At 33.6% G+C, this 24,604-nt stretch carries 24 protein-coding genes and 1 pseudogene; 16 read left to right on the forward strand and 9 right to left on the reverse strand.

Annotated elements, in window-relative coordinates; translation table 11 throughout:
• Positions 1-61: 61 nt before the first annotated feature.
• Together ABXQ82_RS07625 and ABXQ82_RS07630 are read right to left on the reverse strand one after the other, a co-directional pair.
• Positions 62-1,678 (reverse strand): Ig-like domain-containing protein, encoded by a 1,617-nt coding sequence (locus tag ABXQ82_RS07625; RefSeq protein ID WP_367057298.1) that lies wholly within the window; start codon positions 1,676-1,678, stop codon positions 62-64.
• Positions 1,679-1,750: 72 nt separating this feature from the next.
• On the reverse strand, positions 1,751-2,425 hold the full coding sequence (locus ABXQ82_RS07630; RefSeq protein ID WP_367057301.1) for a phosphoribosyltransferase family protein: 675 nt from the start codon (positions 2,423-2,425) through the stop codon (positions 1,751-1,753).
• Positions 2,426-2,573: 148 nt separating this feature from the next.
• Here ABXQ82_RS07630 and ABXQ82_RS07635 point away from each other — a divergent pair, with 148 nt between their 5' ends.
• From ABXQ82_RS07635 to ABXQ82_RS07685, 11 genes and pseudogenes are all read left to right on the forward strand, one after another.
• On the forward strand, positions 2,574-4,013 hold the full coding sequence (locus ABXQ82_RS07635; protein WP_367057304.1) for a T9SS type A sorting domain-containing protein: 1,440 nt from the start codon (positions 2,574-2,576) through the stop codon (positions 4,011-4,013).
• Positions 4,014-4,024: 11 nt separating this feature from the next.
• Positions 4,025-6,880 (forward strand): hypothetical protein, encoded by a 2,856-nt coding sequence (locus tag ABXQ82_RS07640; protein ID WP_367057307.1) that lies wholly within the window; start codon positions 4,025-4,027, stop codon positions 6,878-6,880.
• A 13-nt stretch (positions 6,881-6,893) separates the two neighbouring features.
• Entirely contained in the window at positions 6,894-7,277 is a 384-nt protein-coding gene (locus ABXQ82_RS07645) for a hypothetical protein (protein ID WP_367057310.1), read from the forward strand.
• 477 nt (positions 7,278-7,754) lie between these two features.
• A complete protein-coding gene (locus ABXQ82_RS07650) occupies positions 7,755-7,967 on the forward strand; it encodes a hypothetical protein (RefSeq protein ID WP_367057313.1) in 213 nt (70 codons plus the stop codon).
• A gap of 212 nt (positions 7,968-8,179) precedes the next feature.
• Positions 8,180-8,494, forward strand: a pseudogene (locus ABXQ82_RS07655) (HNH endonuclease); the annotation flags it as partial.
• A gap of 10 nt (positions 8,495-8,504) precedes the next feature.
• Positions 8,505-9,059: a hypothetical protein gene (locus ABXQ82_RS07660; protein WP_367057316.1), complete on the forward strand. Its 555-nt coding sequence runs from the start codon at positions 8,505-8,507 to the stop codon at positions 9,057-9,059.
• A 21-nt stretch (positions 9,060-9,080) separates the two neighbouring features.
• On the forward strand, positions 9,081-9,860 hold the full coding sequence (locus ABXQ82_RS07665) for a hypothetical protein (protein ID WP_367057319.1): 780 nt from the start codon (positions 9,081-9,083) through the stop codon (positions 9,858-9,860).
• 6 nt (positions 9,861-9,866) lie between these two features.
• A complete protein-coding gene (locus ABXQ82_RS07670) occupies positions 9,867-10,670 on the forward strand; it encodes a PoNe immunity protein domain-containing protein (RefSeq protein ID WP_367057322.1) in 804 nt (267 codons plus the stop codon).
• Between the two features lie 241 nt (positions 10,671-10,911).
• Positions 10,912-11,589 (forward strand): DUF1963 domain-containing protein, encoded by a 678-nt coding sequence (locus ABXQ82_RS07675; protein ID WP_367057325.1) that lies wholly within the window; start codon positions 10,912-10,914, stop codon positions 11,587-11,589.
• A 167-nt stretch (positions 11,590-11,756) separates the two neighbouring features.
• Positions 11,757-12,155, forward strand: coding sequence for a hypothetical protein (locus ABXQ82_RS07680; RefSeq protein WP_367057328.1), 399 nt, complete (start codon positions 11,757-11,759; stop codon positions 12,153-12,155).
• Between the two features lie 180 nt (positions 12,156-12,335).
• Positions 12,336-13,880, forward strand: coding sequence for a glycine--tRNA ligase (locus tag ABXQ82_RS07685; RefSeq protein ID WP_367057331.1), 1,545 nt, complete (start codon positions 12,336-12,338; stop codon positions 13,878-13,880).
• A gap of 86 nt (positions 13,881-13,966) precedes the next feature.
• On the opposite strand, the gene ABXQ82_RS07690 is transcribed toward ABXQ82_RS07685, so the two are convergent.
• From ABXQ82_RS07690 to ABXQ82_RS07700, 3 genes are all read right to left on the reverse strand, one after another.
• Complete coding sequence (locus tag ABXQ82_RS07690; protein ID WP_367057334.1) at positions 13,967-14,494, reverse strand: DUF3575 domain-containing protein; 528 nt, start codon at positions 14,492-14,494, stop codon at positions 13,967-13,969.
• Between the two features lie 82 nt (positions 14,495-14,576).
• Positions 14,577-15,044 carry an Lrp/AsnC ligand binding domain-containing protein gene (locus ABXQ82_RS07695; protein WP_367057337.1) on the reverse strand — a complete coding sequence of 156 codons (468 nt, stop codon included), beginning with the start codon at positions 15,042-15,044 and terminating at the stop codon, positions 14,577-14,579.
• A gap of 167 nt (positions 15,045-15,211) precedes the next feature.
• Positions 15,212-16,576: a saccharopine dehydrogenase family protein gene (locus tag ABXQ82_RS07700; RefSeq protein ID WP_367057340.1), complete on the reverse strand. Its 1,365-nt coding sequence runs from the start codon at positions 16,574-16,576 to the stop codon at positions 15,212-15,214.
• A 46-nt stretch (positions 16,577-16,622) separates the two neighbouring features.
• On the opposite strand from ABXQ82_RS07700, the gene ABXQ82_RS07705 reads away from it, so the two are divergent.
• Positions 16,623-17,006 (forward strand): DUF423 domain-containing protein, encoded by a 384-nt coding sequence (locus tag ABXQ82_RS07705; RefSeq protein WP_367057343.1) that lies wholly within the window; start codon positions 16,623-16,625, stop codon positions 17,004-17,006.
• Between the two features lie 98 nt (positions 17,007-17,104).
• On the forward strand, positions 17,105-18,700 hold the full coding sequence (gene pckA, locus ABXQ82_RS07710) for a phosphoenolpyruvate carboxykinase (ATP) (protein ID WP_367057346.1): 1,596 nt from the start codon (positions 17,105-17,107) through the stop codon (positions 18,698-18,700).
• Between the two features lie 18 nt (positions 18,701-18,718).
• Here pckA and ABXQ82_RS07715 read toward each other — a convergent pair whose 3' ends face one another.
• From ABXQ82_RS07715 to ABXQ82_RS07725, 3 genes are all read right to left on the reverse strand, one after another.
• The gene (locus ABXQ82_RS07715) at positions 18,719-19,207 is read right to left on the reverse strand and encodes a hypothetical protein (RefSeq protein ID WP_367057349.1); all 489 of its coding nucleotides are present in this window, start codon (positions 19,205-19,207) and stop codon (positions 18,719-18,721) included.
• Positions 19,208-19,345: 138 nt separating this feature from the next.
• Positions 19,346-20,095, reverse strand: a complete 750-nt coding sequence (locus tag ABXQ82_RS07720; protein WP_367057352.1) for a uroporphyrinogen-III synthase — start codon at positions 20,093-20,095, stop codon at positions 19,346-19,348.
• 18 nt (positions 20,096-20,113) lie between these two features.
• Complete coding sequence (locus tag ABXQ82_RS07725) at positions 20,114-20,758, reverse strand: DUF4271 domain-containing protein (protein WP_367057355.1); 645 nt, start codon at positions 20,756-20,758, stop codon at positions 20,114-20,116.
• A 140-nt stretch (positions 20,759-20,898) separates the two neighbouring features.
• On the opposite strand from ABXQ82_RS07725, the gene ABXQ82_RS07730 reads away from it, so the two are divergent.
• From ABXQ82_RS07730 to ABXQ82_RS07740, 3 genes are read left to right on the forward strand one after another with little or no spacing between them, the layout of a single operon-like run.
• Entirely contained in the window at positions 20,899-21,627 is a 729-nt protein-coding gene (locus tag ABXQ82_RS07730; RefSeq protein WP_367057358.1) for a polyprenol monophosphomannose synthase, read from the forward strand.
• Positions 21,627-22,973 carry a dihydroorotase gene (locus ABXQ82_RS07735; protein WP_367057361.1) on the forward strand — a complete coding sequence of 449 codons (1,347 nt, stop codon included), beginning with the start codon at positions 21,627-21,629 and terminating at the stop codon, positions 22,971-22,973. The genes ABXQ82_RS07730 and ABXQ82_RS07735 overlap by 1 nt, the downstream gene beginning before the upstream one ends.
• Complete coding sequence (locus ABXQ82_RS07740; protein ID WP_367057364.1) at positions 22,970-23,485, forward strand: DUF4296 domain-containing protein; 516 nt, start codon at positions 22,970-22,972, stop codon at positions 23,483-23,485. Before ABXQ82_RS07735 ends, ABXQ82_RS07740 begins: the two co-directional genes overlap by 4 nt.
• On the opposite strand, the gene ABXQ82_RS07745 is transcribed toward ABXQ82_RS07740, so the two are convergent.
• Positions 23,445-24,455, reverse strand: coding sequence for an NAD-dependent epimerase/dehydratase family protein (locus tag ABXQ82_RS07745; protein ID WP_367057367.1), 1,011 nt, complete (start codon positions 24,453-24,455; stop codon positions 23,445-23,447). The genes ABXQ82_RS07740 and ABXQ82_RS07745 overlap by 41 nt on opposite strands.
• Positions 24,456-24,604: the final 149 nt, after the last annotated feature.

The following is a 24,604-nucleotide window of genomic DNA, read 5'->3' on the forward strand; positions in this document are numbered from 1 at the left end:
ATTATCAAGACGAAACCTTATTTAGTTAACAATGAATTGTGATTATATAAAGTCTATGGGGCTACTTCAACGTAAAACTAGTTTCTTGATCCCACCCTGCACGCACTTCATCAATTTGTTTTTCTGAATGTTTTACAATTTCAGGTTGTATCTTCTTTAGATAATTTCCCGTATCATAAATTTTATTTCCGTTAGTATCAAAAATCACTCTAATAAAATATTTTCCAGGACTGATATTTAGAAAGTCAAGAGGCTTTTGTTCAGTTGCGTATTTTTCATATTTTACGTCGCCTTTTTCATTTGTAAGCTGCACTATTATAGGGTAAACCGCATTAAATACATTGAGACGTAAATTACCGTAGCTATCCAATTTTTGTGTTCTTACCGAATAATTAATAGTGTCATTTGTGTTTTCAAAAAAATCAGTAAATGCATTTGCTAAAACAGTCATATTATAGCTGTTATCTTCCGTTTTTTCGAAAGCGAGCGCATAAGTATTACTAATAGAATCAAAAGTTTTTACCGTAAACGGAACAAGAAGAGAATCCTTATCCATCAACTCTATTTTAGAAGTATCAATATTAGTAAACGGAATATTTCCAGAAATTTTAAAATCTTCGGTATAACCAATACTTCCGTTTGGCTCAGAGTTTATCAGTAGTGAGTCCCGTTCCTTATCGCGTATTCTAACCGTGTAGTCCTTATTAAATTTAGGGTGTTCTATATTTAAAACTAAAGAATCAACTTCGAGTTTTGGTTGGTACCAATAGAATAATGTGTCCGTTTCTTTGTTTTTGGTAATGCGAGACTTAAAATCTTCCGGCACTTCAGATTTCATATTAATTTTAACACCCGTATAATCGCCTTCATAACCAATCATTATTTTTTCGCCATTTACCAATTGTGGTCTTGAAGGGTTAAAATCAATAATTTCATTAAACAATCTTAAATTGTATGTAGAGTCGGTTGGGACATTTATAAAACTTTTATAAAAACCAATTTGATCTGATTTTTGCTGAAATTTATTATCACCGTTTTTATCCTTTAACGCAACCAATAAATACTTTCCAGCTTTTATGTTTTCAATGGTGTAAGTGGTTAAGCTGTCTAAAGTATTGGTAATATATTTTGGTGTTTCTTTGTAAATGATAGAGTCGTTAAAAATTGAATCCTTTTCATATTCATAAAGCATCACAGAAACAAAAGTTTCAGGTTCGCGTTTTAAAGCGTCGGTTATATTTCCCGAAACGGTTAGGGAATCGATATAATCGCCAGTAGAAAATACGTATCTATAATAAATATACGGATTGCCCTCATTGTTGTCTTCTATACTATTTCCGAAGTTAAACGCATAGGTGGTATTTGGAGGCAAAGTGTCGTAAATTTTAATGGTTATCGTTTTGCTCGCGCTTCCCAGAGGTGTAATTTCAGGTTGATTTTTCATGGGTGGCGAAATAATCAACTGTTTTTGTAAATTCTTTATTTTGATGTATTCGTTAAATTCAATTTTAATTTCCTTGGCTTTAAAATTGGTAGAATAATTTTCAGGATAGGTGTTCGTAATTACCGGCGGTTCAATATCTTTTTCACCACCTTGAGGTGTGCCGCGGTTAGCGCAGTTTATAAAAACACAGCTAATACTAAAAATTAAAAGAAAGTTTAAAAGCCTATTACTCATTGCCGAATTAAAATTTTGCACAAACCTACATAAATTTATAGATATATGCTTCAAGTATAAACGATATTCTTATTAGGCTATTGCCATGGTTGCAATACTTATTTTTGTGTTTTTTGCCTGACTTAAAACGGAAATACATGCCTCTAAAGTGGCTCCTGTCGTAATTATATCATCTACCAAAAGAATGTGTTTATTCTCGATAGTTGTAATATTTTTTAACGCAAATAATTCATCATTATTGGTCCAACGTGTAAACTGTTTTTTTGTGGTTTGTGAGGCCGTATTTGTGATTTTTATTAAAACATCATCAACATATTGAGAATTTAGAGCCTTAGCAATCTGTTGTCCAAATTTTGAAACTTGGTTAAAGCCTCTTTTTTTGAGTTTTTTAGGATGCATTGGCACAGGAATTACCATATCAATATTTTGATATCCTGCTACTGTTTTAAGTTCGCCGCCCAACCAATCGCCAAGAAGCACGCCTATATGTTCATAACCTCGATATTTTAAACCATGTATCAATTGTTGCACAGGTCCTTTTTTTTCAAAACGAAATAAAGCAGTACCATGCTCAATTTTTGCACGTCCGCGTAGTACGTTTTGAATAGCATTATCATTGTTGAAATGAAAATCGGTCACCGGTAAATCATGTCTGCAATTGATACAAATAGTTTCCTCGTTATCCGAAAGATAATCGGAACAGGCGTAACATACCTTTGGAAAAAATAAGTTGATGATGGATTTCAAATTAAAACACTTCAAGTTTAAAAAAAAATAAATTTACGGTTTTCCCACAACAAAAATAAAAATATATAAGCTATATTCGTACATAATAAAAAGTTATTTCTTATATGTGTAAGAAATATTTCTTTCAGTTTAATTTAAAGCAATTCTTATGAAACGAAAATTATGTTACATCTTATCAATGCTATGCTTTTTTCAATTTTTAGAAATTAAAGCACAAGCTAAAATAACCGATTGCGATTTTAATATCGATAAAGCTATTGATTATTTGCGAAACGAAAATTATTCCCAACAAGATTCTTTAGCAGCAATAGACCTTATAAAGCCATGTGTTAAAAATGAAAACCCGTATGCACAACTATTAATGGGGCGTTTGTATTTAAACAATGCTATAATTAGTGATAATGTTAAAGGCTTTAAGTTGATACGGAAGGCCGCAAAACAGAAGCATGCATTGGCTTGCTCAGATTTAGGCGATTTGTTTAAGTATGGTCTCGGTTGTGAAATTAATTATAAAAAAGCGAAAAAATGGTATAAAAAAGCTCATAAACTTGGTGATGCTAGAGGGACTTATAGTGTTGGTTATATGCATTATAAAGGATTAAATGTTGCTCAAAATTATTCTAAAGCCATTAGGTGGTTTAAGAAAAGTGATTACCCCATGGCAAAACATTGGTTAGGCGTATGCTATTATTTTGGTTATGGTGTAAAGGTAAACAAGCAAAAGGCAATGAGGTTGCTTAGTCAAAATTCAATAAAGAATAGTGCAATAATGCTAGACTGTATGGAGTATCATTTAAAAGAGGAGCAAACAGTAAAGAATGACCTTGATTATATGAAAATACTTGATGGTGAACCAATAGATTTTGAGTTTTTCCCTGAAACATTAAACGGAAAATGGAATGGTAGTTTAGTGAAATTAGATTGGGCTGAAAAACAGATAGAACAAATTGAGCCGATAGCTTTAGAATTGAATTATGATGATGAAAAAGAAAGTACGACTTATAGTTGGGTTTTAAATGGCAAAGAAAGTAAAGGTGTTGCTTTTAATGATAGTAACATGTTATTTTTTGAAAATTTAAATTTGAATTTAAAACGATTATACTTTAGTGGTGAAGGAGAACAAGATATACCATATAGTATATTGTCAAGTGATTTTAGCTTAAGAGCACACGATGATAAAACATTTTTAACGGCAATTCTAGACAGTTACGTCATTGAAAAAAGGGAGCCTGGAAACAAATTTGCTCTAATATTAACAAAAGCAAAAGTAACCACCGAAAATGGAAAGGAAATTACAGATGAAACCATTGAGGGCTTATCCAACCAAGACGATAGCTTTATTAAGTTATATCCAAACCCTTTTGAAAAAGACCTTTACATCTCTTATGCATTAGAAAACCCGGGCTTGGTAAACATTGAGGTTTCAGATTTGCATGGATCTCAAAGCCATATTCTTGAACAGGCAAAACAGCAAACTGCTGGAGACTATATATACTATTTTGATGGGGCTAAACTTAAAAAGGGCATCAACATAATTACGGTATTTGTAAATGGAGAAAAATATACTAAGCTAATTGCTAAAAAATAAACCTGGAAAAAATGAAAAGTACATATAAATATATAACCGCAATAATTTTAGTCTTAGTAGCATTAAATTTTTCTTTTGCCCAAAGAGGAATACCACATCCAATTAGAGATAGTCTAAGTAGGGATACTTTAAGGTTTACAACTTTAATTCCGAGGAAATTATTAGATTTTAAAAAAGCGGATTTTAGAGTAATTAGCAGATATGATATAACTTTAATAAGGAAATCTAGAGAATGTTGTTCCAATGTTGAGGTGCCTGATTTCACGTTTACAGACCCAGCATTATCGGCATTAAAAAACCATGAAGCCTCACAACTTGCCGCAGAAAGGGATTTTTATCAATGGCTTGATAGACAATATGGTATTCTAGAAGAAGAAATAGAAAATCAGTTGGGGCAGCAGTTTTCTAATTTTGGAGAAGCCCAAAAAGAATTTTTTAAGGATTTTGAAATGCCTAATGTTAGAACTGCTTCTAAGGCATTACGACCTAAATTTGATGGCAAGGTCAATGTGAAAAAGAATATTAGGGATAGATGTCTAAGAAACATTAAACTATTAGACTTTAGAGCTAACGAAATAAACTCGGGAATTATTAATAATTCTAAATACGGGCATTTAAAATTAGGTACTAAGTCTTTGAGCGAAATAACTTCAATAGCTCAAATAAATACATTAAGAAATCAGGAAATAGGTATGTTTTCTGAGAATCAATGGCGATTAGAGCAAGAGCAAAAAATTCAGAATCAATTAAATAATGAATTAGCAAATTTAGATGATTTAAACCATGACATTCTTGAGGAGTTGGCGCAAACGCAAGTAGATTATTTTAATGGTGCGGGGAACGATTTTGAAAAATTAGACCACATGCAACAATATTTACTTTCAAGTGATTATTGGAACAACGCCACCAATTATGTATCAGAACCACCATATAATTGGTTTAAAGTACATGGTTTTGGTAATCAAGATTTTGTAGAGCCTTATGTTTGGAGAAATAACCCACCACAATTATCAATATTTCATGATGGTTATTGGAATTTAAGAATACAAAGTGATCCTTGGAATACAAATTATTGGCTCCGGCAAAGAGAGCATGCTAGAACAGCGGCTTTAAATAATGCCTTAGGGGAGTTTGATCTAGCAAAAGCCTTAGCAGATGGACTAATAGCAGGCTTGGGGCCAACTAATGGGAGTTATGAAAATTACATAAAAAAAAGGCCAACGTTAAAAGCAGAATTAGAAAACTACTTTAAACTTAACGACTATTCTAAGTTGTCTCACGACTGTGCAAATTATTTGTTAAATCAATACCTGCAAGGTGGCGATTTTACATTGGGCAAAAATTATTATGCATCAGCAGGAACACCAGAATTTAACAGTCCGTTTAACCCCAATATAGCCATAGGTACTGATTTAAATGCCATAGCCAAACAAGATGAGTTTACATACTTGAACAACGTATTGGCGGCATTATTAAACGATAGTGTGCACAGGCCAGAATATAAGGGGCAAATAATAAGAGAAGTTTTTCAAGCAAATGGCGTAAATGTACCCCAAGGTATAGATAATGCTATGCTAAGTAACTACTTTAATTTTGCACCAACAGGCGCAGATAATATGCGTATAGACCATGCCAGGGGACATGGTGTTAAAGAAAATTTAGACCAATATTTAAAAGATCTAAAAGCATTTCATGAAGATGTACAAGATATGTTGCAAAATGCCCCAACAGGCATGAACCAATTGGCCTATGTAGATTATGAGAATAGAATTGCCGAAGTATTAAACTTTACCAATGATGATGGTGCGATTGCAATTGCCGATATGTTTACCAATGAGGTAGCTAGAAATAATTTTTTAAAGCTAGAACATCATCAGGCGATAACGAATAGTGCTCATGATATTTTAGAAACAGGGTTTGCCGAAGGGTTGGAATTTAGAAAACTAGACCCCGAAGGCATACGGGTTGTAGCCCACGAGGCTGCTGAGATTTCTGCTATAGATGATATAGCAGAAGATGTAGGGCAAAATGGTAGTGGTTTTTGGCCTCAAAATGCTGAAGAGTGGAGTGCTTTTGGAGAAATGATGGTACCGCTTATTGGTGAAATCGTAATAGGCTTTACACCAGCAGGCGATTATTACGACCTTATTATATCTATAAACTCAGGTGATGTGCTAGGGGCGTCTTTGGCTATTAGTGGCATTATAATTAGTTCTACAGCCCTGGGGCCTATAAAAGGTGCGATAAAAGGCGCAAGGGCTTTTAGAAAAACTATAAAAATATATCGTAAATTGCGAGGGGTTTTAGGTGCTGTATCAAAAGCTGCTAAAAAAGGATTTAAAGTTTTTCTAGATGCTTCTGGGCAGCTAATTGTTAAGAAGGGCGATCAAATCATTGCTCAAGGGGATGATGCGGTGAGAAGATTTTTAACTAGATTTGATAACTTTAGTAAAGCATTAGATAATACTATTGACTCTTTTAAAAGAGGTGCTAGGTTTGATCTTAATGGTACAGGAAAATTTAAAGATGTAAGAGGACACCATCCTATGGCGAAAAAGTCGTTTGAAGGTGAAGTGGTGTATAATGCCAATGAAGCTTTTAGTGTATCTGCAAATACTTTAGGTGGGCAAGCTGTGCATAACGCTATAACTGGAAATCAAAATAGATTATATAGTGCTTGGAAGCGGGCAAACCCAAATAAAAGAATGGAAATAAATGATATGGCTAACATTGAGCTTCAAGCTATGATAGATGCGAGAATTCCCGAAAATATTGCAAGAGGTTGGGTAGTTAAAGCACTTGAAGATTTAAAAGAACAAGGGGTGTCCGAAATCACACGTATTCCATGGAATGGTATTAATCCATAAATGTTAAAAAATTATGAAATCAGAAAAAGAAATACTCGATGACTTTGGGTCTAAGTTGATAGAAAGAGTTTATGATGATGCTATAAACTATTTTGATCAAATTGTATCTGGAACAACACCATGGGGTGTTGGAAAAGAGTATACGGATATATTTAAAAAATTGAGTAAGGAAGATCATGTTCTACTAAGGAGGTATATAAAAGAGACCATAGGGACATCATTATTTGCAGTTTTAGGTATATTTGAAGAGAATCCAGAATTCAAAATTAAGTACATAGGAGAAGGAAAAGAAATGGATTTAGTTGCAATAAGCGAAATGCTAAAAGCAGAACCAACTATTGAAAATGGATGGATTGATCGCTTTAGTAAAAAGCTTCGTTACAACGAATTGACTTAATTTAATGTGTTTTTATTTTACGGAACAGCCAATTTTTATAGTTGGCTGTTTTTGTTATGCCGTAACCATCAACTAGCGACAAAACAGCAGTAGCTTTTGGCCTCCGCTACCGCACGAATCCTTTCGTGTGGTTATAAAACTAAAGAGGTTAATAATATGAACAAAAAGCTATAAAATAAGTTGTGAGTGGAAACTATAAATTCCATAATCCTGAAGGTTTGTACACCCAGTCAAGCTGAGCACAGGCTTCATTAGTTTTGCTGTTGTGGGTTGGTTGGGCCTACCTATACCAGCAGGCAGGTGTATTTACAAGAAACGAATACAAAGATTTGTTTTTAGAGAGTTTAGAGTATTGTCAGAAAAGCAAAGGCTTAGAAATTCATGCTTGGTGCATTATGAGTAGTCATGCCTTTACTCAGCGAAGTCAAATGGGTGCATCTAGTTTTTAGGAGTATAACTGGGCAAAAGCCAGAATTATTGATTGGCGATTTAAAACGATTTACCAGTAAATCAATTGTAAAAAGTATACAAGAAAATCCAAGAGAAAGTAGGAAAGAATTTTTATTAGATTTTTTCAAAAAAGAAGCTAAAAAAAGTTTTAACGTGAAACATTATCCCCCGAAGTTTCGGGGTTGGCGACATGATAACAAACCAATTGAGCTATGGAGTAATAAGGTAATTCAACAATAAATAGATTATGTTCACAGTAATCCTGCAGAAGAAAGGTTGGTTTATAAAGCAGAAGATTATGTTTACAGTAGCGCTATTGATTATGCAGACCAAAAAGGTTTAATTGATGCTATTGTTGTTTTTAGGATGTTTGAAGGTTAATTAAGAACAACCACACGAAAGGATTCGTGCGGTAGCCGGGGGGAAGACAGGTAAGTGTAAACTATGATAAAAATGGATTCCCAGACTTTAAGAGTTATTCCCTAGGAAAGGATTTTACCTTTAAGGCAGATGATTTGATTGGTAACGGCACATCAACAGATTTTACAAGAGCAACAAACTGGTTGAAAAATAAGTTTCCTAATAGAAATATACAATCTAGAAGTACTGGTGTGGAAATTGATGGTAAGGTTTATTCATGGCATCATCATCAAGATGGTAAATCATTAATGCCAGTACTACAGGATGTTCACGGGGCATTCAGACATTCAGGAGGAAGTGCTGTTATAGATAGAGGGCTAAAAGGTTTATTTAGTTCACCGTTTTAAAATATGAATTATGAAAGGATTAGAGTTTTTTAAAAGTAAAGCTGGTAATAAAACCTTTGATAAAGTAGAAGAAGTAATCGGATTTGAACTGCCGAACTATTTTAAGTTTTTTACTTCATTATACGAGCTAGGTTCAAATAAAATCTTATCACATAAATACTTAAATTCTAAGTTTAAATCTGTTTCTGATTGCGGTCTAGTTGTATTTAAACCGTCTCAAAATGAAGAATACGGTTTTGATGGATTTTTTGATGAAAATGAGTTGATAAACGATTGGGAATCATATTCAATTGATAGTCATGAGTTTTTAGAATACGGACTTGTCAGAATTGCGAATATAGGTATTGGGGGTGGAGTTTTTATTGGGACAAAAGATGAAAAAAGAGACAAAATATATTTGGTCAATTGGAGCAAAGACGAAGATTATTACCTTATAGCGGATAATATTTTTGAGTTTTCTAAAAGCCTTATTTTTAAAGAAGAGGATTCTTTTATACCTCAAAACTCATCATATTCTCAACTGTATAAAAACTGGGGAGAAGATTTTTGGCGTGTAAAAGAATAATAATCTATCGCCTATTTTTTATTGCAATCAATTAATGAAGGAGATGTACTCGGAGCTTCATTAGCTGTCTCAGGATTATTTGTTGATGTGGCAGGCTTGAGTACTATAAAGGGTGCTATAAAAGGAGTGAAAATTTTCAGAAAAGGTTTACGAATTTATCGTAAATTAAGAGGGGTTTTAGGAGGGCTTCGTCGAGCAACTCAGAGAGGTTTTAAAGTTACTTTTGATAATTTAGGTGGTCTTATTATCGAAAAAGGAGGAAAAGTAATTGCAAGAAGTGATGATAAAGTGAAAAAACTTTTAAAAGCACTTGAAAAAACCTTAGATGCTATTTACGACACTCAAAGAGCTGTTATTGATAAGTACAAAGGGGCAACCGTTAAAGGGGCAAGCAGAAATGCTAAAGGTGTTTTTGGTGAAGTGGCTACTGATGTTAAATTTGCAGAGAATGGTTTTGAAGCGTTGCATATTAGAAAAGGGCAGAACGGAGATTTACTAGACGGATGGGGAGATTCTGGAATAGACCATGTTTTTAAAAAGGATGGAAAGTTTTATATTGTAGAATCAAAATATGGAACAGCAAGTCTAGGAAATACCTTAGATGGAAGACAAATGAGTGAAGAATGGATTTCTGCGGGTAACTTTCAAAGATTAAGAGAAACAGTTGGGAATAACATTACTAATGAGATGATAGCGGAAGGCTATGTGCGGGTTATATCTAAAGTTGCTGAAGATGGAACTACATTACTAAAGAGGTTAGATGAATTCGGTAATGAAATTGGTATTTTTGTTTTCAATTAATTACTTATGAGAGATTTATTAAAAAATAAAACTTATTTTGAAAATTACATCAAGAATTCTTGCGCAAATCGAAAAGCTCTTTTGAAAAAAATTGAAAAACAACAAATTTCAAGAGATAGAGTTTCTATAGTTATGAGATCCTTGGCTGATTCGTCAGTTCAATTGTGTATTTCAAAATATTCTGCTGGATATTCATTAGTTGACATTCGTGATAGTTATTTTGAGTCCATTGATTTGATATATAAAAGTTGGGACGGTTTTTGGAAGTTGAAAATTGATAACGAAGTATTTAATCAGTACACAGTTTCTCCATATCAGGAAATGTTAACTATGTTGTCAATCGGTTATCTTCTAAATATACCAAATGAAAAATTTCAATTGCTAGTGGATGTAATAGATAGAGACCATGTGAAAGATAAACTTTTTGAGTTTATTATTGCTGCTAAAATGCCGAGTAGAAAACCATTGGAGTCAGAAAGCTACAAGAAATATTTTGGTATTCCCGATATTTTCAAAACGTTGCGACAAATTATTGATTCAAAGGATAAAGATGAAGCATCTTTGCTAATGGCGAACTATTTGAATAATGAATGGTACAATATCCAAGCAGAAACAGGTATCAAAGACATCCATAATAGTAGGCATGATATTTATTATGGTTATTGGAGTTTTGAGTCTGCGGCAATTGTTAAAATAATGGATTTAGATGATAGTAGCTTTATTAACAACCAATATTATCCTAAAGATTTAGTGCATCAATTGCCAGAGTCAGACAAAAAGAAAGGCTGGTTTGGTAAGCTGGGGTTTTAGGATATATTACTTTAGCTTTTTAACCCCTGCTGGTGCTAGTTTGTCAAAGTAACAGATGTCTGCTAGCGCTCGACTGTGTCGAGTGCCGTACCAAAATGTCTCAGCTTTATCGGCACTCGTTTCAAACGAGTGCTAGCGTAATAGGAGATCCCCAAATACTATTCCCTCAGGCATTAATAGGAGTCAATTTAATGCTTGGAAAAGGAGATATTGGAAAAGTAGAGCTAAAGATTTTTAAATTATGAAAAAAGAAGAAATTATAAAAAAAATTTCAAAACCTTCGACTCTTTTCAGAGTTGGAGGTTTAAGGGCAATAGATAGTATTCAAGCATCTTGGTTTGGAAAAATTCTTTTATGTAAAAAAGGAGAGGATTGGCCTTCTATTGATGGAAATTTGATGACTCCACTATGTCAAATTAATTTATCAAACATTCCATATAAACCAGATATTATTAAGGATATAAATTTTATTTGTGTTTTTATCGATAAAGAAAGAATATTTAATGAAGAAGGAAGTGATTCTGTTTTAATAAGGACTTATGAAAATTTAGACGATTTAATACCTTTGAGACAGTTGGAATATAAAACTTCGATAAAACCATTTCAATTAGACCCTTATTTGGAAGAAAACGACTGTCCTTGTTGGGATGATTGTCCGATAAATATCCCTGAAGACTTTGAGGATAAGTACGAAATGCTTTTTGAAAATAAGTCAGGTATTAAAATTGGCGGATGGCCAACACTAATTCAAAGCGAGATTTTTTGGACTCCTTTTAACAAAAATGCTGAGGATATAAGTTTTGTCTTTCAAATAGATAGTATTGAAAAAGCTAATTGGAGTTGGGGGAATAGTGGAGTTGGGTATTTTGGTAAAAATACTCAAACAAATGATTGGTCATTTACATGGCAAGCTTATTAATTATTTTCCAGAAAATAATTAATAAAGAAAAACAAATTGTTTTCATTATAAAAAAATATAATATACATCGCTACTCAAGGAGGGTTTAGCCATTCAGGAGGTAAAGCTATAATAAATAGAGGTCTGGAAGGTTTATTTGACGGACCAGTTTTTTAACTTATTAACTTATGAGAAAAGGTTTTGAATTATTAAAAACTAAAAAGGAAGCTGAAATTATTAATATTGAAGCTTTAGAAAAGGAACATAATTTAGAAATACCTCCTTTGTATAAAGTATTTGTAAATAGCTTTTCTACGGAAGAAAATAGTATTTCTTACGAGATGTTTTACCATCCGACTTTTAAAGATGAGAGATATATTAGCTATTTCACTTTTTCTTTGAAGCCTGAGATTGATTTTTCAGGTTTTAATTCCGTCGAAAATTCAATATTATTTTCAAAAGATATAGAAGGAAAAGATGATATTGATTACTTAACCATAGGGCATTGTTCTATCGGCGGTATTCTTGTTGGTTTAAAAGGAGATGATGTAGAAAAGGTTTTTTATTATGACCCCCGTTGGTGCTAGTTTGTCACAGTAACAGATGTCTGCTAGCGCTCGACTGTGTCGAGTGCCGTACCAAAGTCTCAGCTTTATCGGCTCTTGTTACAACCGATCGCTAGCTCTAGATTTACTGTTTATGTAAACTTAAATAAAAAAACAGTAAACATTTCAATTTGTTTTCTGCACTTTCATATTTTTGCACCTATGGCAAATCAAGACGATACATTTAAGAAGGTTATATCACATGCAAAGGAGTACGGATACGTATTCCAAAGTAGTGAAATATATGATGGTTTAAGCGCAGTTTACGACTACGCCCAAAACGGAGCGGAATTAAAGAAAAACATTCGAGACTACTGGTGGCGTGCCATGGTACAGATGAATGAAAATATTGTAGGTATAGATGCCGCAATTTTTATGCACCCTACCACTTGGAAAGCTTCGGGACACGTTGATGCGTTTAACGATCCATTAATTGATAATAAAGATTCTAAAAAGCGTTACAGAGCAGATGTTTTAATTGAAGATTATTGTGCTAAAATTGAAGCAAAAATTGATAAAGAGGTCAAAAAGGCCGAAAAACGTTTTGGTGATGCCTTTAATAAAGAAGAATTTCTAGCTACTAACGGTCGTGTTGTTGGTTATCAAGAAAAAATAAATACTATTCTTGCTAGAATGGGAAAATCTTTGGGTAATGAAGATTTAGCTGATGTAAAAGCATTAATTGAAGAATTGGAAATTGCAGATCCTTTAACAGGAAGTAAAAATTGGACGGATGTTAAGCAGTTCAATTTAATGTTTGGGACTAAATTGGGAGCTTCTGCCGAAAGTGCCATGGATTTATATTTACGCCCTGAAACTGCGCAAGGTATTTTCGTGAACTTTTTAAATGTACAGAAAACCAGCCGTTTAAAAATTCCTTTTGGAATTGCACAAACAGGTAAAGCCTTTAGAAACGAAATAGTTGCAAGACAGTTTATTTTCAGGATGCGTGAGTTTGAACAAATGGAAATGCAATTTTTCATAAAGCCAGGCACCCAAAAAGAATGGTACGAGCATTGGAAGGAGCACAGAATGAAATGGCATTTGTCTCTGGGAATGGGGGCGGATAATTACCGTTTTCATGACCATGAAAAATTAGCGCATTATGCCGATGCTGCTGCAGATATTGAATTCAAATTCCCATTCGGATTTAAAGAATTGGAAGGGATTCACTCTAGAACCGATTTCGATTTAAAAGCGCACGAGGAATATTCAGGAAAAAAATTGCAATATTTTGATCATGAAGAAAACAAAAGTTATGTGCCTTATGTGTTGGAAACTTCAATAGGTTTAGACCGTATGTTTTTAGCAGTTTTTTCTAATGCTTTACAAGAAGAAGCATTGGAAAACGGAACAACCAGAACCGTTTTAAAATTACCAAGTGTTTTAGCACCTGTTAAAGCAGCAGTTTTACCATTGGTTAAAAAAGATGGCTTGCCAGAAGTAGCGCGTCAAATAGTTGAGGAATTAAAATGGGATTTCAATATTATTTATGATGAAAAAGATGCAGTTGGGAGACGTTATAGAAGGCAAGACGCTAACGGTACGCCATTTTGTATTACAGTAGATCATGATACTTTAGAGGACAAAATGGTGACCATTCGTCATAGAGATACCATGGAACAACAACGGGTTAAAATTGAGGGCTTAAAAGATATTATTAAGAAAGAAGTTGATGTCCGTAATTGGTTGATGAAAATGAAATAGCAAAATTCCTGCGAACGCAGGATCTCATAAAAAAAATCCCAAACTGAGAAGTATGGGATTTTTTTGTAAAATTAGTTGTCTAGGACTTAAAACCTATAACCTAAGTTAAGCCCACCTTTACCAACAACTTCAAAATCGGAATCATCATTATTGAAAAGGTTTCTTCCTATGCCTCCAAATACTTCAAAGCTAAATCCTTTTTTCGTAACCCATTTTCCGCCTAAAGCAAATCCAAGGGCAAAATCTGTTTTAAAATCGTCGCCAGAAGAACTTATAAAGCTAACGCTCCTGTCTGTTGAGTTTAACATCCCAAAACCTTCAACAAAAAATCCAGTAGCTTGTCTGCCAAAATAAAAACGATAGTAAGGAGAGATATAATATTTTAAATCATCACTAATATCATCATCAAAAGGAAGAAAAAGAGAAATTCCAAAAGCAGATTCTTCGTTTAAAGTGCGCTCGTAACTTACTTCAAATGCACCAGCAATTAAGAATACGCCATTAATTTTTAATTCATTAAAGTTTTTTGAAGTTTGTTTTGTGCCGTCTTCTTGAGAAAAGGAACTAGCAGAAATTAATAGCGCAACAAGCACTAACATAAATGTTTTTTTCATATAAAGTTTAGTTTGTTATAATAATCGTCTAGGGAATAGATGCAATAATACAACAAAGGTTGCGTAAAAAATATGACTTTTATCAGATCTTTATTTGTCTTTGAATCTGTTGTGCCAACGAAATAAATGTTTCAGTTCTCGACACTCCATTAATATCTTGAATGGTGTTTAAGGTCTGCATTAAGTGGTCGTTACTTTGGCAGAGCACCTTTAAGAACACATTCCAATTGCCCGTAGTATAATGGCATTCAAGCACCTCAGGAACACGTTTTAATAGTTTAATAATTACTGGAGCATCCGCAGCTTTATCAAAATATACACCTACAAATGCCATGGTGTCAAACCCTAAAACTTCTGGGTTTACAACAAATTTTGAGCCAGCTATAAGACCTGATTTTTCTAATTTACGTAAACGTTGGTGTATGGCAGCTCCAGAAATACCTACGTTTCTGGCAATTTCTAAAATTGGTGTTCGGGCATCTTCCATTAATGTTCTAAGAATTTTTTTGTCTATGCCGTCAATTGTAGTTGGTTTGCTTTTTGAGTTCATTTAAATTATAAATTAGAACATAAAAGTAATAATTTGATTTCAAATAGGAACAAATTTGTACCTTAATGATTACACTAGTGTTTGTTTTGTGTTGAAGTTGTCGTTAGAGAGTGTTGTAATTTGCTTATTTACAAATGATTAGATCATAATTAAAACTAATTGCTTTTTTAATTATTTAAAGGGTTATAACCCAAATACGGCACAGCTTTTTCTTGAAACGAAATACCATAATCTTCCAGCTCTTTTAAAATAGGTTTGTAAATCTCTTTTGTAATCGGGATTTGAACACCTACGGAAGTGATGTCGCCATTCAATATTGCCAAAGTTGCCATGGCTACAGGTAAGCCAACTGTTTTTGCCATAGCTGTATAGGTCTGGTTTTCGCCAATAACAACCATATTGGAATCTATCTGATGTTTTTTACCTTCTAGCTCATAACCAAACTTATGATACATCACAATCATATCTTTATCGTCTTCACCTAATGTCCAACTTTCCATTAAAATTTTTTGAAGAATCTGTGCGGGTGTGGCGTTTTTAAGTCCTACTTTTTTATTTGGGTTGAAAATATCCAGTTCAACTAATTTGTCCCAAACAATATCATCTTGATCAATTTTTAATTCGTTACGTAGTTTTAACTCCACAGAATCTTTATGGCTATAAGGTAAAAACGCATTGGTAAAATCGCGATAACTCATGTTTTCACTATCTTCTATCGTAAAGCTATCATCGGTCATTCCTAGTGAAACAAAAATATGCCATGCACGACAAAATCCCACACGACGCATGGTGCCTCTATAAAGGGTTCTAATATTTTTTAAGCCATAAGCGGTTTGATATTTTAAAGAATCTCGGTTGGCGTATGCTTCAAATCTGCCATAACCCTCAATATCCAAAAACTCGGTACGCCTAAATAAACGTTGATAGGGGATGTACTTATAACTGCCTTCTTGTATAAATTTAGCAGTACCGCCTTGACCGGCCGTAACTACATTTCTGGGATTCCATGTAAATTTATAATGCCACAGGTTATTATCGCTTTCGGGCGCTACCAGTCCACCAGTAAAAGATTCAAACAAAATAATGTTTCCGCCTTTATCACGAATGTTGTCTAAAGCTTGCATGGCGCTCATGTGGTCAATGCCTGGATCCACACCTATTTCATTCATCAAAATAATGCCTTTCGTTTTTGCTTCTTCATCTAGTGCTTTCATTTCAGAACTCACATAAGAAGCTGTAACCATATGTTTTCCAAACAAAATACAATCTTTTGCAACCACGCTATGAAAACGGGCAGGGAGCATTGAAATCACAATATCCGCTTTTTTTATGGCGTTTGAACGGTCATCGTCATTAAAAATATCCAAGACAATTGTTTTTGAATTTGGATGATGCCCAACAATTTTTTGAGCATTTGACACATCTAGATCGCCCACAGTAATAAATAAATTTTCAGCATCGGATTTCTGTACTAAATATTTTAAAAGATAAGAGGATGACTTGCCTGAACCTATGACTAAAATCTTTCGCATATTGCTAATTGTTAAGTAAATTTGTTAGCGAATTTAAATTTTTAAAATGAATAAAGTTATATTAATTACCGCCGCTATTTTGGGGTTGTTATCAATTGTTATTGGTGCATTTGCTGCTCACGGATTGAAGGCACATGTATCTCCAGAAAACCTTCAGACTTTCGAAACAGGTGTGCGTTATCAAATGTATCATGCGTTATTTTTACTTTTTGTTGGTAGTTCAACCCTTGTAACTTCAGAATGTAAAACCATTATATTTTATCTTGTCATTATTGGTGTCGTTTTGTTTTCAGGCTCAATTTACGGTCTTGCAACCGATAAACTTTCTGCTTTTAATTTTAAATCTATTGGGTTTGTAACTCCAATTGGCGGATTGTTTTTAATTAGCTCCTGGGTGGTTCTAATTATTAATTTCATAAAATTAAAGTGATAAAAATACGAATAATATATTTTTAGTTGAAAATATTATCATAGTTTTGCATAATAATTATTTTATTCTGAAAAATAACAGCAAACTATATTTAAGTTATGGGTACAATTTCGTTAGAAAATTACGGTATTAAAAACGCTAAAGCACATTACCAATTATCTTCAGAAGAATTGCATAGTATTACGATTAAAAAAGGGCAAGGTGTCGAAGCTTCCTCTGGCGCATTAGCTGTTAACACAGGCGAATTTACAGGCCGCTCTCCAAAAGATAGATTTATAGTTAAAGATGCGATTACCGAAGACAAAGTTTGGTGGGGCGCTATTAATATTCCCTTTACATCTGAAAATTTTGATAAACTTTATGATAAAGTAACCGATTATTTATCAGGGAAGGAAGTGTTTGTCCGCGATTGTTATGCATGTGCAGACGAGAATTACAAATTAAATATCCGTGTGATTAACGAATATCCTTGGAGCAATATGTTTGCGTATAATATGTTTTTACGCCCGACATCCGAAGAATTGGAAAATTTTAATGCAGAATGGACTGTTGTTAATGCGCCAGGTTTTATGGCAATTCCAGATGAAGACGGTACAAGGCAACATAATTTTGCGATTTTAAACTTTACAAAAAAAATTGCATTAATTGGCGGAACAGGTTATACTGGCGAAATTAAAAAAGGCATTTTTTCAGCATTGAATTTTATTCTTCCAGTAACTAAAAACACGTTACCGATGCATTGTAGTGCAAACGTAGGTAAGGCTGGAGATACCGCTGTTTTCTTCGGGTTATCGGGAACAGGAAAAACAACACTTTCTACAGATCCTAATAGAAGTTTAATAGGTGATGACGAGCATGGATGGACTAGCGAAAACTCTATTTTTAATTTTGAAGGCGGTTGTTATGCAAAGGTTATTAACCTATCAAGAGATAAAGAGCCGGAGATTTATGATGCGATTAAAAAAGGGGCAATACTCGAAAACGTAATTTTAGATGATAAAGGGGAAGTGGATTTTGGAAATACTTCAATTACCCAAAACACAAGGGTAAGCTACCCCATTCATCATATTGAAAATATTCAAGTGCCTTCTGTTGGTAAAAACCCGAAAAATATTTTCTTTTTAACTGCGGATGCTTTTGGTGTTATCCCGCCAATTTCTAAATTAACTCCAAGTCAGGCTGCGTATCATTTTATTTCTGGATATACCGCAAAAGTTGCCGGAACGGAAGCTGGGGTTAAAGAGCCTGTGCCTTCGTTCTCAGCATGTTTTGGAGCACCATTTATGCCATTACATCCTGCTAAATATGCTGAAATGTTGAGCAAAAAGATGATTGAAGCTGGAGTTAATGTGTGGTTGGTAAATACGGGATGGACAGGTGGGCCTTACGGCATAGGAAAACGTATGGAATTAAAATATACACGAGCCATGATTAATGCGGTATTAAATGGTAATTTAGGTTTGTATAATTATGACGATTACCATATTCACTCCGTGTTTGGGGTAGCGCAACCAAGAACCTGTCCTGGTGTGCCAACTAGCGTATTAAGTCCAAGAGCTACCTGGAACGACGACAAAGCGTATTACACCACAGCCTTTAAACTAACAAATGCGTTTAGGGAAAATTTTAAAAAGTTTGAAATGCATTGTACAGAGGAAATCAGACGTGGTGGGCCGCAGCGGTATGCGTTTTAATCAAAAAAACCTTTATTTCTATTTCAACTCTATAAAATCTATTAATCCTTCTCTGTTAATATCACTAAGTTTGGTTTTATGTAAGAGTCTTTCGATTGACATTTTATAGAAAGTAGAAAATTCAATATCATATAAACGTTTGTATTTATAGTACATTTTTTCGCAATCTTGGCCTATCATCCAAACATCTTGTGTTTCGTTGATTAAAATTGGGGAATACCATACTTTTGAAGTGGGTAAGTTATATTTTACTAAAGCCCATTTGCAATTAAATTTAAAACTTATGTGTTCCCCAGTGCAGTGAAGCCATAAAAGGAAAGCTTTATCTGATTTTTTGATTTTTTTCATCACTAAATGAGTAATCTTCTTAAAATTGTCGTAATCAGATATGTCAACATTTTCATGGTTAATAAGTCGAAAAAGCTCAGAAAGTTTTTCTTCTTTATTCTTATGGATGTTTAATAAGAAATCTTGATGATTTTGAAAATTACTTAATTTATCAAACATGTATTCTAGTTAGATTTTATGTTTATTAAAAGTAATTAAATCTATTTACATGTAATAATATTCTTTGGATAACCATCAATAAAAAAGCGTTTCCAAGTTTAATGGAAACGCTTTTTTATATATAGTATAAATGAGTTTTTATTTCCCCTTATTAACCTTATCAATATATTTTTCTAAAGCCATGCTCATCGAAGGTGTCTCAGGCGTTGGTGCTGCAATATCAACACGTAATCCTTTTTCTTCAACCGCTTTAATAGTCGTATTTCCAAAAACCGCTATACGTGTTTCATTCTGTTGAAAATCCGGAAAATTTTGAAATAATGATTCTATTCCAGAAGGACTAAAGAACACCAATACATCATAAGATACATTAGCTAAATCTGATAAATCGCTAACAACAGTTTTGTAAAAAGTAGCTTGTTTCCAGTTGACACCTAAATCATTCAAGATTTGTGGAACTGCTGGTTTTACTTTATCGGTATTCGGCAATAAAAACTTTTCGTCTTTATATTTCTTGATCAAAGGTGATAACTCCGAAAACGTACGTTTTCCTACGTAGATTTTACGTTTTCTATACACCACGTATTTCTGTAAATAATAAGCAACAGCCTCAGACTGACAAAAATATTTCATGGCATCGGGCACCTTAAAACGCATTTCTTCAGCTATTCTGAAAAAGTGATCTACAGCATTTCTACTGGTTAGAATAATGGCAGTATAATTGTTTAAATCAATTTTTTGATGTCTTATTTCCTTAGCGGAAACGCCTTCTACGTGAATAAAAGGTCTAAAATCTATTTTTACTTTTCTTTTCTCCTGTAAATCAAAATATGGAGAATTCTCAATTTTAGGTTCTGGTTGAGATACTAAAATGGTCTTCACTTTCATAGGTTCAAAATAGTTAAATTAGGCGCTAAAAATCGAATATATAATAATATAGGGTGCGATTTCGAGAGCGCAAAGATACAAAATAAAATAAAACAAGTTATTTTTTATTTCATTTTGATACACTTTAAATGTGGTAAATAAACCGCTAATATTCACTATGATAAGTAAAATAATAACGCCAAAAATTATGTTTTCAGTTGGAGTGATGCCAAATACTAAAATGGCGTTGATGGGTAAGAGTAATAAACCAAGATAATTTTTATAGCTTATTTTTTGAAAAAGATAATTGTCTATGATGGTGTCAATCTCAAAAAGACTAGCAATTAAACGCTCCAATAATACTTTGGCTAGAATAAAAATGCCAATACCCAAAACAAGTTTAAAGACAAGGGTACTATTAAATTCTTTTTCATTAGTAAAACTTTGTAAGCATAAAATAAAAAAAATGGCAGATGAGATAATTAAATTGAGAAATAATAACCCATCGTAATAGTCTAAAAACTTTTGATCCTTACCATAAATCTTCAGGTATTTTGAGTTTCCAATAACCAAAACGAATTCGTCAAAACGCTTCGGGGCAATGCTTTTTGCAATGGCTATCGCAAAAAGGCAGATAACCATTAAAACTGTAAATAATGTATATGACGGAACTTCCCTTAGCATGGGTTAAAATTATCATAAAATTTGTAGAGATGGCAAAATATTACGAAATATTTAAAAAAAAGAATGGCTTAAAAATGTACATTTGCCCAAGTATTTTACAATAAAGCAGCATAAGTTTTATTGTTTCTATATGATATGAGATGAAGGACGCCGTAGTTATTATTCCAACCTATAACGAGATTGAAAATATCGAAGCTATTATAAGAGCGGTCTTTTCAGAATCTAGAGCTATACATATTCTTGTTGTAGATGATAGTTCTCCCGATGGCACTTCAGAAAAGGTAGAAGAACTTCAAACAGAGTATCTTGGACGATTATTTTTGAAGCGAAGAGAAGAGAAAAAAGGATTGGGTACAGCTTATATTCTTGGTTTTAAATGGAGTTTGGTAAGATCGTACAGTTATATTTTTGAAATGGACGCCGATTTCTCCCATAATCCAAAAGATTTGCAAAAACTATACAATGCTTGTGCTATTGATGGTGCAGATGTGTCTATTGGCTCGCGCTACATTACAGGCGTGAATGTTGTAAATTGGCCTATGAGCAGGGTCTTGATGTCCTATTTGGCGTCAAAATATGTGCGTTTAATTACCGGTATGAACATTCAGGATACCACGGCAGGATTTGTGTGCTACAAACGTCATGTGTTAGAGACGCTAGATTTAACAAAGATTAAGTTTATTGGATATGCGTTTCAAATTGAAATGAAGTTTAAAGCCTATATAAAGAAATTTAGAATCGTGGAAATTCCTGTGATTTTTACAGATAGAACAAGAGGGAAATCAAAACTGAGTTCAGGAATTATTTCTGAAGCGGTATTTGGAGTGATCTCAATGAAGATGAAGAGTTTGTTTAAAAGAGAAAAGTAATGAAATTGAAAAAAACACTTATAAAAAATGCTAAAATTGTAAACGAGGGTACGATTTTTAGTGGCGATATATTAATTGAAGGTGAATTTATCAAGCAAATAGATACTTCTATTAGTGCAAAATCTGCCGATGTTCATGTGATAGATGCTGAAGGAAAGTATGTAATGCCAGGGGCCATTGACGATCAAGTGCATTTTAGGGAACCTGGATTAACGCACAAGGCAAATATTGAAACCGAGTCTAAGGCAGCAATTGCAGGAGGCATTACGTCTTTTATTGAAATGCCAAATACGAATCCGCAAACCACGACCATAGAAAAATTAGAAGAAAAGTTTGAAATAGCGGCAAAAACATCATCGGCTAATTATTCATTTATGTTTGGTGGTACCAATGATAATTTAGAAGAAATACTAAAGGTTGATGCAACGACTGTAGCTGGTTTGAAGCTCTTTTTAGGGTCTTCTACAGGAAATATGTTGGTGGACGATCCAAAGGTGTTGGAGAAAATTTTCAAAAGTACCAATATGGTGATTTCTGTGCATTGTGAAGACGAAGCCACCATAAAAAAGAATTTTCAAAAGCATTTAGAGGAGTATGGAGAAGCTATCCCCATTGAAAAACACCCCATCATTAGAAGTGAAGAAGCCTGTTATTTATCATCTTCAAAAGCGATAGCATTGGCAAAAGAAACAGGTGCAAGACTCCATGTATTTCATGTGTCAACAGGAAAAGAAACCAAATTATTTTCCAATAAAATACCCCTAAAGGATAAAAAAATAACTGCTGAAGTCTGTGTGCACCATCTTTGGTTTTCTGATAAGGACTATAAGGAAAAAGGAACAGCAATAAAATGGAATCCTGCCGTTAAAACAGAAAAAGACAGAGCTCAGTTGTGGAAAGCGTTGTTGGATGATAGAATAGACGTTATTGCAACCGACCACGCGCCACATACTTTAGAAGAGAAGAAAAACGTTTATACTAAAGCGCCGTCAGGAGGACCGTTGGTGCAACATGCATTACCGGCGATGTTGGAAATGCACCATAAAGGCAAAATTTCAATTGAAAAAATAGTTGAAAAAATGTGTCATAATCCTGCTATTTTATTTCAAGTAGAACGCAGAGGCTATATTAAAGAAGGTTATTTTGCCGATTTGGTTATTGTGGATTTAAACAGCCCATGGACGGTTAAAAAAGACAATATATTATACAAATGTGGATGGTCTCCTTTCGAGGGCTCTACATTTAAATCTAGAATTACGCATACCATTTTAAATGGCAGTTTAGTATATCACAATTTTAAGTTTCCAAAGGTCAAAGCTGCTAGAAGATTAACATTTAACAGATGATGCTAAAAAAAATAATATTACTTTTTTGTGTTTTAATAGGGGTTGCTTCTTGCTACAAATACAATAAACCAGATAAGCCAGAACATCTTATTAGCAAAGATGAAATGGTCAATATTCTTATTGATTTAAGGTTGATGGCATCAGTGACCGGGCGAGATAAAAAAGTGCTGGACAGCGCTAATGTGATACCAGAACAATATATATATCAAAAATACAATATTGATAGTACGAGTTTTGCGGAAAGTAACGCATATTATGCTTATTATTTGGATGATTACAAAGATATATATGGGCGTGTAAAAGATAGCTTGACCATCTTAAAAAATCATTATAAAGAAATTCTTGAAGAAGAGCGAAAAGCAAAAAAGGAAAAAGATTCTCTAAAACGTTTAGAGAAAGATTTGGAATTAATTGAAATTGAGCCTGAAATAGAACTTGAATTGGAAGAAGCAGTCGAAGCTGAGGAGGGACTTATACCTCCTGTTTCAAATAAAGATCTGCAACCCGAGTAATACAATTCGAAATTGGTTCGAATGAATAGTCGAGTTCTTTTTCAATCTTTTTGCTACTATACTCTTTTGTGGTGATTAGGGAATTAACAACTTGTTTGGTTAAAACACGACGTTTTCCTGTAATTAAACGTTTTAACCAATCTAATCGCCATGCCATATGTAACAGCCATGGTTTTGCTGTTTTTTGGGGTTGCTTCACATTTAAAGCTTTGGCGATAGTTTGAAAAAATGCTTTATAAGACCAGTTTTCTGCAACCAAAATATAGCGTTTATTTTTAATGTCACTTTTCAAAAGCAGCGTCATAATTTCAACAACATCTTTCACAGACACCAATCCAATACTGCCCGAAGTGTAATATTTTAACCCTTTATGCACTTTTTTAAACAAACTTCCAGAGCCATAACGCCAAATACCAGCACCCAAAATTACGCCTGGGTTAACAATCACGGCGTCTAAACCTTCTTGAGTGCCACGCCAAACCTCTAGTTCTGCACCATATTTTGTTATCGCATAAACGTTGTTATCCTCCTCAGGGTTCCATGCAATTTCTTCAGTAATTGGTATGTCTTTTAGTGGTTTTCCAATAGTGGCTATAGAACTCACGTAGCACAATTTTTTTACCTTATTTGTAATACACAGATTTACAATATTTGCAGTGCCCTCAATATTCGTGCGTCGCAATTGCTGGTATTTATCAGGTTCAAAAGACACAAAAGCAGCACAATGATACACATAATCTACATTTTTTAAGGCTTCATCAAGCGAAGGAATATCTAGGATATCGGCGTTAACCCAGTCAATTTTATCAAATAAGCTTTTGTAGTTTTCAGTATAACCAGAAAATACATTTTTTACATTCTGAAGTTTTTTTTCAGTACGGTAAATAGCTCTAACAGGCTCATTATTAGAGACCAATTTATAAAGTAAATGCGCACCAACCAAACCTGTGCCTCCTGTTACTAAAACCATAAAACGAAAATACTAAATATTTGAAGTAGTTGTATGGGTTTTTATTTATTTAGTCGCAGTCGCAGTTTACCGTTAACTGTTGAAGTTTCTTTGCTATATTCCTTTTTAAGCCAAAACTCTTTGCGTCTTAGCGCCTTTGCGAGAAAAAA

Source organism: Algibacter sp. 2305UL17-15, assembly GCF_040720935.1.
Classification (GTDB): Bacteria; Bacteroidota; Bacteroidia; order Flavobacteriales; family Flavobacteriaceae; genus Jejuia.